10 protein-coding genes are annotated in these 14,389 nt (G+C 53.3%); 4 read left to right on the top strand and 6 right to left on the bottom strand.

Annotated features, from left to right (window positions below; translation table 11 throughout):
* Positions 1-8 precede the first annotated feature (8 nt).
* Positions 9-821, top strand: coding sequence for a GNAT family N-acetyltransferase (locus tag ACJJIW_RS04535; protein WP_444936781.1), 813 nt, complete (start codon positions 9-11; stop codon positions 819-821).
* Here ACJJIW_RS04535 and epmA read toward each other — a convergent pair.
* The 4 genes from epmA to ACJJIW_RS04515 form a co-directional block, all read right to left on the bottom strand.
* Positions 808-1,761, bottom strand: coding sequence for an EF-P lysine aminoacylase EpmA (gene epmA / locus ACJJIW_RS04530; RefSeq protein WP_444936780.1), 954 nt, complete (start codon positions 1,759-1,761; stop codon positions 808-810). The two genes, ACJJIW_RS04535 and epmA, sit on opposite strands and share 14 nt — an antisense overlap.
* Positions 1,762-1,814: 53 nt before the next feature.
* Entirely contained in the window at positions 1,815-2,387 is a 573-nt protein-coding gene (gene efp / locus ACJJIW_RS04525; RefSeq protein ID WP_108731510.1) for an elongation factor P, read from the bottom strand.
* 312 nt (positions 2,388-2,699) lie between these two features.
* Positions 2,700-3,494, bottom strand: a complete 795-nt coding sequence (locus ACJJIW_RS04520) for an aldolase (RefSeq protein WP_444911975.1) — start codon at positions 3,492-3,494, stop codon at positions 2,700-2,702.
* Between the two features lie 202 nt (positions 3,495-3,696).
* A complete protein-coding gene (locus ACJJIW_RS04515) occupies positions 3,697-4,407 on the bottom strand; it encodes an iron-containing redox enzyme family protein (RefSeq protein ID WP_444926508.1) in 711 nt (236 codons plus the stop codon).
* 751 nt (positions 4,408-5,158) lie between these two features.
* On the opposite strand from ACJJIW_RS04515, the gene epmB reads away from it, so the two are divergent.
* Both epmB and ACJJIW_RS04505 read left to right on the top strand, forming a co-directional pair.
* Positions 5,159-6,199: an EF-P beta-lysylation protein EpmB gene (gene epmB / locus ACJJIW_RS04510; protein ID WP_444936779.1), complete on the top strand. Its 1,041-nt coding sequence runs from the start codon at positions 5,159-5,161 to the stop codon at positions 6,197-6,199.
* 381 nt (positions 6,200-6,580) lie between these two features.
* Positions 6,581-8,668, top strand: a complete 2,088-nt coding sequence (locus tag ACJJIW_RS04505; RefSeq protein WP_444892633.1) for a GGDEF/EAL domain-containing response regulator — start codon at positions 6,581-6,583, stop codon at positions 8,666-8,668.
* Between the two features lie 69 nt (positions 8,669-8,737).
* Here ACJJIW_RS04505 and ACJJIW_RS04500 read toward each other — a convergent pair whose 3' ends face one another.
* Positions 8,738-10,399 carry an alkaline phosphatase D family protein gene (locus ACJJIW_RS04500; protein ID WP_444936778.1) on the bottom strand — a complete coding sequence of 554 codons (1,662 nt, stop codon included), beginning with the start codon at positions 10,397-10,399 and terminating at the stop codon, positions 8,738-8,740.
* A 311-nt stretch (positions 10,400-10,710) separates the two neighbouring features.
* Between ACJJIW_RS04500 and ACJJIW_RS04495 the strand changes: the two genes are divergently transcribed.
* Positions 10,711-12,654, top strand: a complete 1,944-nt coding sequence (locus ACJJIW_RS04495) for a M1 family metallopeptidase (RefSeq protein WP_444936777.1) — start codon at positions 10,711-10,713, stop codon at positions 12,652-12,654.
* A 427-nt stretch (positions 12,655-13,081) separates the two neighbouring features.
* Here the strand turns inward: ACJJIW_RS04495 and serB are convergent, their stop codons facing one another.
* Positions 13,082-14,191: a phosphoserine phosphatase SerB gene (gene serB, locus ACJJIW_RS04490; protein ID WP_282934547.1), complete on the bottom strand. Its 1,110-nt coding sequence runs from the start codon at positions 14,189-14,191 to the stop codon at positions 13,082-13,084.
* Positions 14,192-14,389: the final 198 nt, after the last annotated feature.

Raw genomic sequence — 14,389 nt, 5'->3', positions numbered from 1 at the left:
TTTGACCCATGAAATATAGTCTCAGCGCTAAAAATCTTACCTGCCGAAATTTGGAGGCTTATGCGGATTACCGCGCGAGCCTGGTAACTCCAGATTGCACCAAGGAAATTACAGGTATTGTCCGCAGTGATAGCGGCCTGCCTTCCATTGGGCTCAATCAGGTGATTTCCAATATGGTAATGCCGCCGCGCATTATTCAGCGTTTTGCGCTGGATTATTTTGCCGAGCGGCACAGCCCCTTCACCCTTTGGCACAGTGCCACCAAACCCCTGGACAATGACGCTTTGGATGCGCTTGGGCTAAAGCGGCGCCAGTCCCTGGTGGCTATGGCCGCCGAGATACCCCGACTCAGCGTTGCCGAGGTTCCGGTAGTGGAACAGCTGACTATTAGTGCGGTGAAAAAGGAGGCCTTGCCTGATTACGGCGCGGTGCAGGCAGCGGCGGCAGGGGAGCTGGAGGGGGCACAGTTGGCGCACTTCTATCAGGGCCTGCAGGAAATCCCCGAGCAGCGGCGCGGGCGACTGAAATTATTTCTCGCTAGCCTGGATGGTGTGCCGGTGGCTGCCGGTTGCTTGTTTGCGGCAGCGGATGCATTGGGACTCTATGACTTGGTGACGCTTCCGGACTATCGGGAGCGCGGGATTGGCCGGGCCCTGTTCAAGCATCTGCTAACAGCTGCCCAGGGCAGCCACCATAAAAATCTTGTAGCTTTAGTGCCGGCGGATCGCCAGCAGCTACTGCTCGATAGTGGCTTTTTTGCAGTTGGCGAAGTTGCCCGCTATCAATACACTCCGGCGCCGGCGGCCGCTAAGCCCGACTGAAAGGGAAGGCGATAACTTCATCAATCGATTGGTAACCGGCTTTTAACATCAGCAGTCGGTCGACTCCCAGCGCGACCCCTGCGCACTCGGGCATGCCTTGATCCAGGGCCGCAGCCAGGCGCTCTTCAAAGGGGTGTACAGGGCGCTGGTTAGCACGGCGGTATTCCAGATCCTTTTCAAAGCGGCGCTGCTGTTCCGCGCTGTCGGTCAGCTCCCAATAGCCATTGGCCAGTTCCAATCCACCCACATAGGCTTCGAAGCGCCTGGCGACAGGAGTCCCCTGTTCGTCCTCCACCACTTTTGCCAGTGCCGCTTGCTCTGCGGGGAAGTCGTAGAGCAGGGTGATGCCCTCACTCATGGTGGCTTCCAGGCGGTGGCTCATCAGCAGGTCCAGGCACTCACTGCGTTCACGGGGTACAAAAGACAATTCCATTTCCCGCTTAACGCAGGAAATCAGCTCGGCTTCGCTGGCACTGTGGGGGTCCAGTTGCAGCTCTTGTAAAAACAATTCCCGGTAACTGAGGGACTGGACCTGGTCCGTCGCCAAAATACCGCAGAGCAGCTTGGCGACCTCTTCCATCAGTTGGTGATCGTCCCAACCGCAGCGGTACCACTCCAACATGGTGAATTCGGGGTTGTGTCGACCGCCGGATTCGCCCTGGCGAAAAGCCTTGCCCAAGTAATAGCAATCTCCGAGTCCTGCGGCGAGTAAACGCTTTAAACCAAATTCCGGGCTGGTGGCCAGGTAGGCGCTTTCGCCCCGGCATTCGGTGGTGATGGACTCGATATGGGGGTCGCTGGTGGCGCGCTGGGATAGCACCGGAACTTCGGCTTCCACAACGTTTCGTTCAGCAAAAAATATGCGTATTTCAGCGAGTAGCGCAGCGCGTTGGCGCAGGGCTGCAATAGTGGCGGTGGGGCGCCAGGTATCTGTGCTCATGGGAGGTAGCTCTGGAGATGAGCGGCCGTAGGCCGCTCGAGGGGAGGAGGTACTTAGTCTTCCTTGGCACGGCCCAGGTATTCGGCGGTGCGGGTGTCTACCTTGATGGTTTCACCGATTTCCAGGAACAGAGGAACCTTCACAACGGCGCCGGTAGCCAAAGTGGCCGGCTTGGTGCCGCCCTGGGCGGTGTCTCCGCGCAGGCCCGGATCGGTATCGGTAATTTCCAGGATTACGTGGTTGGGTGGAGTAACTGCCAGCGGAGAGCCGTTGTACAGGGTTACAGTGCAGATATCCTGTTCTTTGAGCCATTTTGAAGCATCGCCCACAGCATCGCTGCTGGCTTGGTGCTGTTCAAAAGTCTCGGGCTCCATGAAATGGTAAAACTCGCCATCGTTGTACAAGTATTCCATTTCGCGATCCATCACGTCCGCCGCTTCCAGGCTTTCACCGGAGCGGAAGGTGCGTTCCCATACGCGACCGGTTTTCAGGTTGCGAAGCTTCACGCGGTTGAACGCCTGGCCCTTACCAGGTTTGACGAATTCGTTTTCCACGATTGAGCAGGGGTCGCCGTCCAGCATCACCTTGAGGCCGCCCTTGAATTCGTTAGTGGAGTAACTAGCCATAGCAAATAGAGCCCTTTAAGTCATTTATCTATATGATTTTTAACGAGTTTTTTGTTTCTAGCCGATTCCGGCCAAGGCTGGGCTAACGCCCTCCGCTTCCGCCACAAATGGTAGCCGCACGTAACTCGTCTGGCTGGGGAAAAGAGACTTCACCGCCAGCCCTGCATGATGGAGCGGGATTATACAGGAGGGTGGGAGCTTGAACGAATACCAGAGAGAAATGGAGGGGAGGCGTTCCGGTTGTTAAAGCCAAGCTGCAATTATTGCGGCAGCCGGCAGTGCAATGGGCTTTAGCCCATTGCACAAAAGCACTTAACTTAATGGGTCGTCCCCGCCGCCATAACCTTTTCTCTGCATGCGGCGCACAAAGTAAGCAAAAGTCGCTTGCGTGCGTTTTTCCTGGAGAATCCAGTCGTGGGCTTCGCGGCCCAGTTCGGGATCAATATCCTGGATGGTGCCGGCTGATTCAGCCAATATTTGCAGTTTGGCAGCGCGCTCGCACTGAACCGCCATTACACAGGCTTCCTCTACAGAGCGACAGGCCATAATCAGGCCGTGGTGTCCCAGTAGGATTGCGCGCTTGTCCCCAATAGCGGCGGAAATCAGCTCGCCCTCGCTGTTACCCACGGGTACACCCGGCCAGTCTTTGAGGAAGGCAATATCCTCATACAACATGCAGGCGTCCATATGGGAAATCTTTAGCGGGCGCTCCAGCATGGAAAGTGCACATACGTGCATGGGGTGGGTATGCACGATGCAGTTCACATCGGGGCGCGCCCGGTAGATCCAGGAGTGAAAGCGGTTGGCCGGATTGGCCATGCCCTCTCCGGACAGTACTTCGAGGTCTTCGTTGACTTCCAATAAGTTGGATGAGGTAATTTCATCGAAGCCGAGGCCCAGGCGTTGGGTGTAATAAGTACCGGGTTTTTCCGCTCGGGCGGTAATTTGCCCAGCCAGGCCGGAGTCGTGACCATCGTTAAATAAAATTCGGCAAGTCAGCGCAAGCTTTTCTCTCAGAGACCACTCGGGGGTGCTGAGGTGCTGTTTCATTGCTTCACTGGCTCGTTCAACCAGTTCGTTTTTTGCCAGTGATAGTGTTTCAGCCATTGTTATCTCCAATTCTCACAGCAAGTCATATTAATTCTGCGATATTTAATAAATTTTCCTTTTTCATTTTCTTATCGCAGAATAATTTTTAAAAACCTAACTCAAAATGATTCGATCTCTGTCGAATTTATGTTGGTGGCATTTCCCTATGCCCGTGCTTTCTCCAACAACACCTGTGAGTGGGTTGATAAGTGCTTGCTCATTAAGCTGTAACAGCTTCAGCTTTTTTATGTTTAGTGGAGTGGTAGGCGGTTTCAATAGAATCGAAGAATTGTAAGCGAGCCTCTACAAGGTGGCGCCCGGCTTCGAGCATTATGTCCAGTTGGCTGGGATCCTTGGAGCCGATATCTACCATAATATCGCGAATGGTTTCTGCATGGCCGTCATCACATTCAATATGCAGCAGGAAAAATTGCATTTCTGTATCGGTTACACCGCAAGAGCGGAATCCGGCAACAATATCTGTATATAAATCGGGTACCAGGGCTTCGGCTCCCAGGCATAGGGCGCCCAATCCTGCACTGGCCCTGAGGTCCCGGCAGTTTTTGAACATGGTATCGATCAGGTGCTGAGTGCCTGGTAAAACTTCTGCGTTTTCCAGGGTCAAACCAAAATGCTCGAGGGTTTCGCGATAGATTTCTGCGTGGGGTTTGGGGCTGTCTGGTTCCAGGCCCAGCTCTTCCATTAGATTTTCGGCAAGCTCTAGGACTTCGTGGTTACTCGGGAGGTTTGCCATCATTGCACAGAGATATCTAACAAAAAATCCACTGTAAATACCTTGTTGAACCAAAAATATTTTTAATTCGTCCAGCGTAATGGAGCCTTCACGGCAACGCTTCAAGAAAGGATGTGCGCGAGTTTGCTCAATCAGTAGGTCTTTATTGGCTTCAAGCAATTCAAGCTGCATTTCCATTGAGTAATTCCTTTTTGTAATTCTAAACTTACTGTTTGAACACCTTTTAGGTGTTTTATTTATTTCTTGGTAGTGCCCGCCTATGGCAGGGCTGACAAAGTGGTTTCTCTTTGTCGACGTTTAAATTAACACCGAATTATCCCTATTGTGAATAAGGGAATTATGAATTTTTTGATATTTGCTGATGGTTTTTGGAAGATGTTTTTTCTAGTGATAAAAATTTTATTAATAAATAATTTTTGCTTTGCTTTATCCTTGCCGGATTTATCAAGGGGGGATGTTTTTTGCTCCCTGAATTCACTGTAGAAATGTCGACTGTGTAGATTTTCTTTATTGCGGTGGAGTGTTTTGTGAGGTAGGAGTTTTTATTGGTAGGTGGAGTGAATACTTGCTTCGCCGATAATGAGTCTATTCCTAAAATCAGGTAAAGAAGAGTTAAGGTTCTGGTTGCTTAAAGATATAGTCCAACTATCCGATATTTTTCCGTAGAAGATTGATGGAGATTTGTTGGTTATGTTTATGGAGTTTCTGAAAAGATAAATTCAGTTTATGTAATTACCCTGGGAAATCGATTTGAGGGCTTAACTAACTCGCTAGATAGGGGCTGAAACGGATACCGTTTATTTAATGAAGTTGTGCGAATTCTCATGTCTACTTGGTCACGGCACCCTATGTGGGGCGTCACTGTCAGTGGTAGCGGGAGAATGCAGCGGGGGATCTGATACAATCTCTTATTTTGTAGTGTATTCCCATGATGGCGTCATCATCGGCCCCCGGTATAGAGCTAATCGACACACAGGAATCCCGCTGCTGGCAGGATGAGTTGTCTGATCTGGTCACTGATCCGGCAGAGTTGATTCAATTACTACAGCTAGACCCGCGTAAGCTCCCGAAGGCCTTACAAGCAGCTTCTGGCTTTTCCCTGCGCGTGCCGCGCCCCTTTGTCCGGCGCATGCGTTGCGGCGATCCCGAAGACCCATTGTTGTTACAGGTTTTACCCGGTGCGGATGAGTTGGAGAAAGTGCCGGGATTTAGTTCAGATCCTCTCGAAGAGGCAGAAGCTAACCCTCTGCCTGGAGTTGTTCACAAATACCACGGGCGCCTACTGCTGATCACTGCGGGCCAGTGTGCGGTCAATTGTCGTTACTGTTTCCGACGTGAATTCCCATACGGCGACAACCACTTAACTCGCAGACAGAGCCTGGCAGCTCTAGACTACATTCGCGCGCGCACTGAGCTGCGCGAAGTGATTCTGAGCGGCGGTGATCCTTTGGTAATGAGTGACCGTCAATTGGCCTGGCTCACTGATGAGCTGGCCGACATTCCCCATGTGGATAAGCTGCGAATTCACAGCCGCCTCCCGATAGTTGCTCCCAGCCGGGTAAACCAGAAAATGCTGGATTGGTTTACTGGTTCCCGCTTGAAGCCCGTGCTGGTGTTGCACTGCAACCACGCCAATGAAATTGATAGTGAGGTGCGGGAGTCACTGCAAAAGTTGCGAAGCGCAGGGGTTACCCTGCTCAACCAGGCGGTGCTATTGAAAGGCGTCAATGATAGTCGTGAGGCGCTGGGCGCGTTGAGCGAATCCCTCTTTGCAGTAGGAGTACTTCCGTACTATTTGCATCAGCTGGATCGAGTAAATGGTGCCGCACATTTTGAAGTCTCTGATGCGAAAGCGCTGGAGTTAATCGAACATCTCCGCCAGCAGTTACCCGGTTATCTGGTACCCAAACTGGTGCGTGAAATCCCCGGCGTCCCATCAAAGTCCCCGGTAGTTGCTGAGCATAGCTAAACCTCAGCTGATAGCTGTAAGGGTTGTCTTTGTGTATTCGACAGGGATTTTCATGAAGAGAAATAGGTTGGGCGAATAAATATCGCCAAATTGATCTAGGCTAACCCCGTAACGCCCGTGCCAGATATAGTTGGCCGGTCGACTTATTCAGCAGCTGCTATTTCGCTTTATAGCGCTGTATTCAGGGGCTTCTTAGGTTGGGAAAGTTTGGTTAGCGGCTGTGGTTTCGCAAATGGGAAAGGCGGAAGCTTTTATAGGGGAGCGTTGTGTGATTTAGATCACAGGTACCAGTTTGATCTACCCTTGTATGCCATCCTTGACGCCCCCTAAAATTACCGCCAGCGGTAGCTGTGTGCCGCCATTAAAAAAATAGAGCAAATAATGAGTAGCAACGACACAATACGACTTCTCCTGATTCACGATACCCCGTCGGAAGCCCAGCGCCTTGTGAGTATGCTGCACAACGCAGGCCGTCCCAACCGAGCACAGCATGTGGCCAGCGAGGCTGTGTTTAACCGCCTGCTCCAGGATAAAACCTGGGATTTAGTGATCGCGGCTGAAAGCAGTACTCAGGTGCCCCCCTCAGTGGCGTTGCGCACCATCAGCAAGCTGCAAAAAGATGTCCCGGTAATTATGCTGACCGAGCGCACCGGTGCCCAACCCGTGGTGGAAGGTTTGAAGCTCGGAGCCCGCGATGTCGTAGTGGTGGATGAAGACCAACACCTTCTCTTTGTGATACAGCGGGAGCTGGGGGCGCTCGCCAATCGCCGTCAGGCTCGCCTACACGACCGCCGCTATCACGCGACCCTTAACCGTGCCAAGGAGCTACTTGATAGCTCCAAAGATGCCATCGCTTATATTTCTGATGGCTTGATTGTCTACGCCAATGACTCCCTTGCAGAGCGCTTTGGTTACGATTCTGGCGAGGACATCGAATACCAGCCACTGATTGATATGCTGGCTGAAAATGAGCAGGAAGAGGGGCGTGAATTCCTCAAAAGCTGCGCTATCGACAACAATGAGCTGGAGGCGAAAGAGTGGAAATTTACCGCTAAGACCGCCTCTGGCGAATCCCTGCCCACTCGCGCAGAGGTACTCAGTACCACCTACGACGATGAGCGTTGTCTGCAGGTGCGTATTGCCTCGCGCCGGGGTGATACAGAGCAATTGGAAGCGCAGCTCAGCGATATCAAGAACCGCGATCCGCTGACCGGGCTTTTCAACCGTCAGCACTTCCTGCAGGTACTGGATTCCAGCATCAAATCTGCAGCGGACTCCCACAATACCGGCGGTCTGATGCTGATAGAAGTGGATCGCTTTGAAGATGAAGTGTTAAAAGTTGTTGGGGTGGCCGGTGCCGATGCTCTGCAAAAAGGCATGGCGGAATTACTCAAGTCCTGCCAACGCAGTGGCGATACCCTGGCCCGGTACAGTGAAGATGCCTTCTGCCTGCTCAGCCCGAATACAACTCCGGACAGCATCGAGCAACGCGCGCAGGATATATTGAAGAAGATTTCCGACACCATCTTCGATGCAGATGGCAAAACCCTGCAAATTACATCTTCTATCGGCATTTCCCTGATGAGTGAGGCCTCCAGTGGTGCGCAACAGGTGCTGGACCAAGCGCTATCTGCTCACAAGCAGGCCTTGGGTGAAGAGAAGAAAGGTGGGAATTTTGCGCTCTACGAGCCGGATACTGAAGGTGGTGCCGACGCCGATACCTATCACCGTGCAAGGGTGGTACAAGCGCTGGAAGCTGGCAGCCTGAAGCTGCTCTACCAGCCAATTCTCAGTTTGCAGGGAACTGGCGAGCAACTGTACGAAGTATTGGTGCGTATGCTCGATGACAAGGAAGAGCTGGCGCCGCTGGCCTTCCTGCAGGAACTCGGCGATGCGGGCCTGTCGGCGAAAATGGATCGCTGGGTAATTATTACCGCGATCAAGGCCGCTGCAGCCGCCAGGGCTGAGGGTAAGAATATTTCTTTGATGCTGCATATCACCACTGCTTCACTGGTGGACAGCAGCTTACCCGGCTGGCTGGGGGTTGCCTTCAAAGCTGCCAAGGTTGCGCCGGGAACGGTGATCTTCCAGTTGCGTCAGGAGGATATCAACAGCAACCTGCACGCGGCCCGGGACTTTACCACTCAGGTCCAGCAATTGGGTTGTCGCGTTTCAGTCTGTCATTTCGGCACCGGGCTCAATCCGTTCAAGGCTCTTGAGCATGTGAAAGTGGATATCGCCAAGATCGATCCCTCCTTCGTGCGCGAGGTCCAGGATGAAGGCGAGAGCAGTGACTCCCTGGCAGGATTGGTACAGCGCTTGGGTGAGGCGGATACCAAGGTGATAGTGCCCCATATTGAGCAGGCCAGTATGCTGCCGACTTTGTGGCAGACCGGTACTGATTATATTCAGGGGTACTATGTGCAGGCGCCGGCGGAGGATATGAACTTCGATTTCAGTCTCGAATAATTTCTCTCTGAAAGCTTTTTAAAAAACCGCACCGCCTTAACAGGGGTGCGGTTTTTTATTGCCTGCAAATCAGACGTTGTAGCGGCTGCGTAGGGCGGCGATGGTATTGCGCGCCAGGGCGCCGTACTGCGGTGCCGGTGCCGGTACCAACTCATCAGCTGTGCTTTCACTCCAGGCACGCTGGATATGGTTCTGCCCCGCTTCCTGCTTATAAATCCTTGCCAGGCTGGCGTTGTAATTCTGACTGGTGACTGTATCCACGTGATACCAGTGGGCCTTGGCGCGGGAGTGGGAAACATCCATCAACAGGTAACCGCGCTGGGTGATCTCCACCCACTTGAGGTGTGGTATTAACCCGTCCATAGCAATCGCTGCAACATCCGTCAGGTGGGATTTGTCCAGGAAGCTGGAGGTTACTCCGGGGGTGACAAATTCGCCGCCGAGAGCGCCGCGACCGGTCAGGCGCCCGTATTTCAAAATACTGAAAGGATTGCTGGCCAGGTCCCAGGCCCAGGAGCTGTGGATGTCTCCGGTGAGGACGACAAAATTGTCGATATTATTGTCGGCAATATGGTCGAACAGGCGCTCGCGGGAAGCGGTGTATCCATCCCACTGGTCCATATTCACAGACAAGTCCCGAGCCAGGGTGAGTTGCGCCATCATCACCTGTTGCCCCAATACCCGCCAGCGCACGCCGTCCGACTGGGACTGGGTCAGGCTGTTGTGCAGCCACTGTTCCTGTTGGGCACCGAGGATGCTGCGCTCCGGGTCATCGGCGGTCTGCTGGTCGAACCAGTTGGCCTGCTCGGAGCGCGCGGCGATGCGGGTATCCAGCATCATCAGGTCCATGAGGTTGCCGAAGCGGAAGCTGCGGTAGATGGCCCTGTCACCAAATAGATCAAAGATGCCGTTATCGCGGATGGGCATCCACTCGAAGTAAGCCTGGTTGGCCACCGAGCGGCGTACAAACCAGTCGCCCTCGCCATCTTGGACATTGTGGTTCTCGGCACCGCCAGCCCATGCGTTGTTAGTGGTTTCATGGTCGTCCCAGACGCAGATAAACGGGTGTTGGCGATGTACTTCCTGCAAATCGGGATCGGCGCGGTACTGGGCGTAGCGCAGGCGGTAATCCTGGATATCCACCATTTCCTTGGCAGGGATTGGCTCTCGCCCCAGGCCCGTGCCGGTGCCGTAGCCACCGGGTCCGTACTCGTAGATGTAATCCCCCAGGTGCAGTACCACATCCAGGTCTGCACGCAGGGCAATTTCCCGGTAAACATTGAAATAACCCATGGGATAGTTGGAGCAGCTGGTCACCGCGAAGCGCAGCTTATCCACATGGCCGATGGGCAGGGTGCGGGTGCGGCCTATGGGCGAGTCGATACCGTTAGAGTAGAAGCGGTAGTAGTAACTGGTGCCGGGTTGCAGACCGCTGGCATCCACTTTGATGGTGTAGTCCACATCGGGCCCGGTAATACCGCTGCCGCTATTGATCACCATGGCCATTTCCGGGTCCAGAGCGATCTGCCAGGTGTAGGGCACCATGGACTGGAATTCCGGATCGGCGGATGGGGTGATTCGGGTCCAGAGAATTACGCGATCTGCCAGGGGGTCACCGCTGGCTACGCCGTGCTGGAAGGGCTCCTGGCCGGAACCGTAGGCTTTCAGTAGGGGCAGGGCCGCCAGGCTTGCGCCGGAAAATTGTAGAAACCGCCTCCGGGACAGAGACATGGGGTTCTCCTTATAGTGCTTGTTATAAAAGAACCGCAGTCTGAATCTGGAAAGTGAACGATGTATTAATTCCCGGTCAGTATTTTTCTTCCCTCGCTGCTATTAGTCATGAAATTCGTCCTAAGGCGACGAAACTGAGACATTAATCTGCTTTATTGGCAAAATGCGGCATGACCGTCGGTACCGGTGGCTTGAGCGGGTGATCAGTGTGCCCCCTTACGGCGGGTGCAGAGTCCCCTGTCGTTTCTCATCTGCGCTCTGTCAGGTATCCTGTGGCGCAAATTGAAAAGCTGAACTCAGGGAGTAGACCCATGTTGCCCCGTTTACTGTGTACCAGTCTGATCGTTGGCGGCCTTGCCGTTGCCGGTGGCTGTTCCAAGTCGGAGCCTTCCAAGGCCGAATTAGACAGTGCGAGCGCGCCGATGAAGGCGTCTGCTGTGATCGAGAAGAAGCCGGGTGTTAAAAAGGCACCTCAGTCCGGTGTGGATTACCACTCTTTCGCCAACAGCAATGACTACCAGGTGCAACACCTGGATCTGGATTTGACTGTCGACTTCACTCGCAAGGTTCTTGAGGGTGAAGCCAAGCTAGACTTCAAGCGTCTCAACGACAAGAACCTGCCGATGGTACTGGATACCCGAGAGCTGGAAGTGGTTTCTGTATCCGCCAATGGCGCGCCAGTAAAATTCTCCATGGGCGAGAAAGACAGCCACCTGGGCACTCCGCTGAATATTGAGCTGCCGGGAGATGCCGACAGCATTACTATCCGCTACCGTACAGCGCCGGGCGCCTCTGGCGTGCAGTGGCTGGAGCCTCAGCAGACTGCGGGTAAAAAGCATCCGTTCCTGTTTACCCAGGCCCAGGCGATTCACGCGCGCAGCTTTATTCCACTGCAGGACTCCCCGAAAGTTCGCATCACTTACAACGCCACTGTACGTACTCCGAAAGAACTGCGCGCAGTCATGAGTGCGAACAATGACCCGCAGGCGGCCAAAGATGGCGTCTATGAGTTTGAAATGCCCCAGCGCATTCCTTCCTACCTGATTGCCCTGGCGGTTGGTGACCTGAAGTTCAAGCCCATGGGTGAGCGCACCGGTGTCTATGCCGAACCTTCCATGCTGGAATCTGCAGCGGCGGAGTTTGCCGATACTGAATCCATGCTGGAAGTGACCGAAAAGGCTTATGGCCCCTACCACTGGGATCGTTACGACCTGCTGATTCTGCCACCCAGCTTCCCCTTCGGCGGTATGGAAAACCCGCGCCTTAGCTTTATCACTCCGACGGTGATCGCCGGTGATAAGAGCCTAGTAGCCCTGATTGCCCACGAACTGGCCCACTCCTGGTCCGGCAACCTGGTGACCAATGCCAGCTGGCGCGACCTTTGGCTGAATGAAGGTTTCACCACCTACCTGACTAACCGCATTATGCAGTTCGTCTACGGTGATGAGCGCTACCAGATGGAAATGGCCCTGGGCTATGACGATCTGCAAGCGGATCTGGCTGATAAAGAGCCCCGCGATGAGATTATGGCGATCGACCTGCGCGGACGTGACCCGGATGAAGTCTTCTCCAATATTCCCTACGAGAAAGGCTCCCTATTCCTGTATGAGCTGGAGCAGAAAGTAGGTCGCGAAGCGTTTGACCGCTTCCTGATGGAGTACTTCAACCACTTCTCCTTCCAGAGCATCACCACCGAGGACTTCGTCAAGTATCTCGACAAGACCCTGTTGGTTGAGCACGCCGACAAGCTGGACCGCGATCGCATCCTTCAGTGGATCTTCGATCCGGGTATTCCCGAAGGTGCGCCGCATCCGAAGTCCGATGCCTTCACTAAATTGGATCCAGTACGTCAACAGTGGCTGGACGGCAAACTGGTGGCGAAGGATATTGATACCAAAGGCTGGACTTTCCACCAGTGGAAGTACTTCCTCGATGGTATGCCGGAGAAACTGACGGAAGCGCAGTTGAAGGAACTGGATGGCGCCTTTGGCCTGACCGAGTCCCGCAATAACGAAGTGGCTTTCAGCTGGTTGATGATCGCAGTGCGCAACGACTACGAGCCGGCCTTCGAGCGCCTTGAGAATTTCCTCACCAGTATCGGCCGCAACAAGTTCCTGCGCCCGCTATATCGCAATATGGTTGAGACCGGTAAAAAAGACGTGGCTGCGCGCATTTTTGAGCGCGCCAAGGTGGGTTATCACCCGCTGACGGTAAAAGTAAATAGCCTGGTTATTTACGGTAAAAAAGAGAGTTAATCGCTCTCTTTTCCCAGTTGTCGCAATTCCCATAGGTCAATATGAGAGTTGCGGCAACTCTCCCCTTTCTTTTTCCCTTCCACTTTGGCTAATGCTAAAGTTTGCTCCACAAAATATTTTTTATGGGCATTCTTTCAGTTTGTTTTTATAGCTAAGTGAACTGGTACGATGGCGTGATTAATACGCCAGATTTCTGGCATAAAAATCATTAAACGGCTGTTCAAATGGATTGCCTTTGCGTACTCTGCTGCCCAGAGATTTTACTCAGGAAGGGAGGCACCTATGTATAAACGGGCTTTACTAATAGTCGTCCTGGGGCTTTTTCTTGCCAGTTGTGGGCAGAAACCCGGGCCCAGTGCTTGCACGGATCACAACAAGCGGCCGAGTTTCCCTTTCCCTCACGCGATGCTTTAAGAGCTAAGCCGGGTTATACCCCGAGCTTGGCAATTTGTTGGTCATTGAGACCAAATAAGTAGAGGGCGGCGTCCAGGCCAAACAGGTTTATCGCCTGGGGGGCCTGTAGCCTCACCTTGGGCTTGGGGTGAATGGCGATACCCAGTTCCCCTAAATTCAACATGGGAATATCGTTGGCGCCGTCACCCATAGCGACCACACTTTCCAGCGCCAAACCTAAGCTTCCGGCAATTTCCTGCAGTAACTTGCGTTTGCGATCGCCATCAATAATGGGCTCCACCACTTCGCCGGTGAGGGCCCCTTCGGCAAATGTCAGTTCATTGGCATGGATATAATCCAGGGGCAGGCGCTCTCGCTGCAGGAATTTCGCGAAGTAGGTAAAGCCGCCAGAAAGCAGTGCCGTTTTGCAGCCCAGTGCGCGCAAGGCTGCCAGCAATTCATAGGCCCCTTCTTTTAACGGCAATTCCCGAGCAATTTCTGCCAAACGCTGCTCTGAAAACCCTTTTAGCAGGGCCATGCGCCGTTTAAAACTCTCGCAGAAATCCATGTCACCAGCCATTGTGGCCTGAGTAATGGCGGCGACCTGATCACCGATACCGGTAATTTTTGCCAGTTCATCGATAACCTCGGCATCGATGAGGGTTGAATCCATATCAAAGCCCGCCAGCTTTGGTACCCTCTGGGTAACAGAAGCCTGGATTGTTAGGTCTACTCCCAACTCATCGGCCACTCCAAGGCAGGCCAGGCGCGCGCTGTCAAAATCAAGATCGCCATCAATTTGGAAGCGGATTACGGTGCGATCGCATCTTTGTGCCAAAGTATCAGCGGCGAATAGGCTCCACTGTTGTTCATCAAAAAATCGCAGAAGGTATTGGAGTTGGGCCAGGGAGGCAGAGGGGCTCAGCAGGGTGATACACCAAATGGCTTCAAGTGCACTCGGTTCTTCGGGGGGCGGGGTAAAGTCCGTAGCCTCACCGGGAAAAGGGGCTTCACCGGAATACTCCAGGCCGAGCTTGGCGACTTGATCTCGCAAGCTTAGGTAGCGCAGGGCGCCACTTCCTGAAGCCTGGGAAATCTGTTTCAGGGAGAGGTGGAATTCCTGTGAATTTATTTGATCACCCATAAGCTCTGTCCCGATTGAATTAAATGTCCGGCGCATTATAGCTCTTATGAGATTCTTCGCTAAAATTGCCGGGCTTTAATTTCATTGATTGCCGGTCAGCAGGGATTTTAATGGGCTCAGTTCGAATGGGGAGTAAAATTTCTTTTCGAATTGTGCGAGTTGAGTTGAACTATTTCGCCGCCTGCTTTACCAATCGCT

Source organism: Microbulbifer maximicatervae (SeqCode), from assembly GCF_052467815.1.
This window is presented reverse-complemented; position numbering and strand designations above follow the sequence as displayed.

Excerpts from the sequence above, each read along its gene's own strand:
- ACJJIW_RS04535 (WP_444936781.1), top strand. The coding sequence starts at position 9 with ATGAAATATAGTCTCAGCGCTAAAAATCTTACCTGCCGAAATTTGGAG.
- epmA (WP_444936780.1), bottom strand. The coding sequence starts at position 1,761 with ATGAGCACAGATACCTGGCGCCCCACCGCCACTATTGCAGCCCTGCGC.
- efp (WP_108731510.1), bottom strand. The coding sequence starts at position 2,387 with ATGGCTAGTTACTCCACTAACGAATTCAAGGGCGGCCTCAAGGTGATG.
- ACJJIW_RS04520 (WP_444911975.1), bottom strand. The coding sequence starts at position 3,494 with ATGGCTGAAACACTATCACTGGCAAAAAACGAACTGGTTGAACGAGCC.
- ACJJIW_RS04515 (WP_444926508.1), bottom strand. The coding sequence starts at position 4,407 with ATGGAAATGCAGCTTGAATTGCTTGAAGCCAATAAAGACCTACTGATT.
- epmB (WP_444936779.1), top strand. The coding sequence starts at position 5,159 with ATGATGGCGTCATCATCGGCCCCCGGTATAGAGCTAATCGACACACAG.
- ACJJIW_RS04505 (WP_444892633.1), top strand. The coding sequence starts at position 6,581 with ATGAGTAGCAACGACACAATACGACTTCTCCTGATTCACGATACCCCG.
- ACJJIW_RS04500 (WP_444936778.1), bottom strand. The coding sequence starts at position 10,399 with ATGTCTCTGTCCCGGAGGCGGTTTCTACAATTTTCCGGCGCAAGCCTG.
- ACJJIW_RS04495 (WP_444936777.1), top strand. The coding sequence starts at position 10,711 with ATGTTGCCCCGTTTACTGTGTACCAGTCTGATCGTTGGCGGCCTTGCC.
- serB (WP_282934547.1), bottom strand. The coding sequence starts at position 14,191 with ATGGGTGATCAAATAAATTCACAGGAATTCCACCTCTCCCTGAAACAG.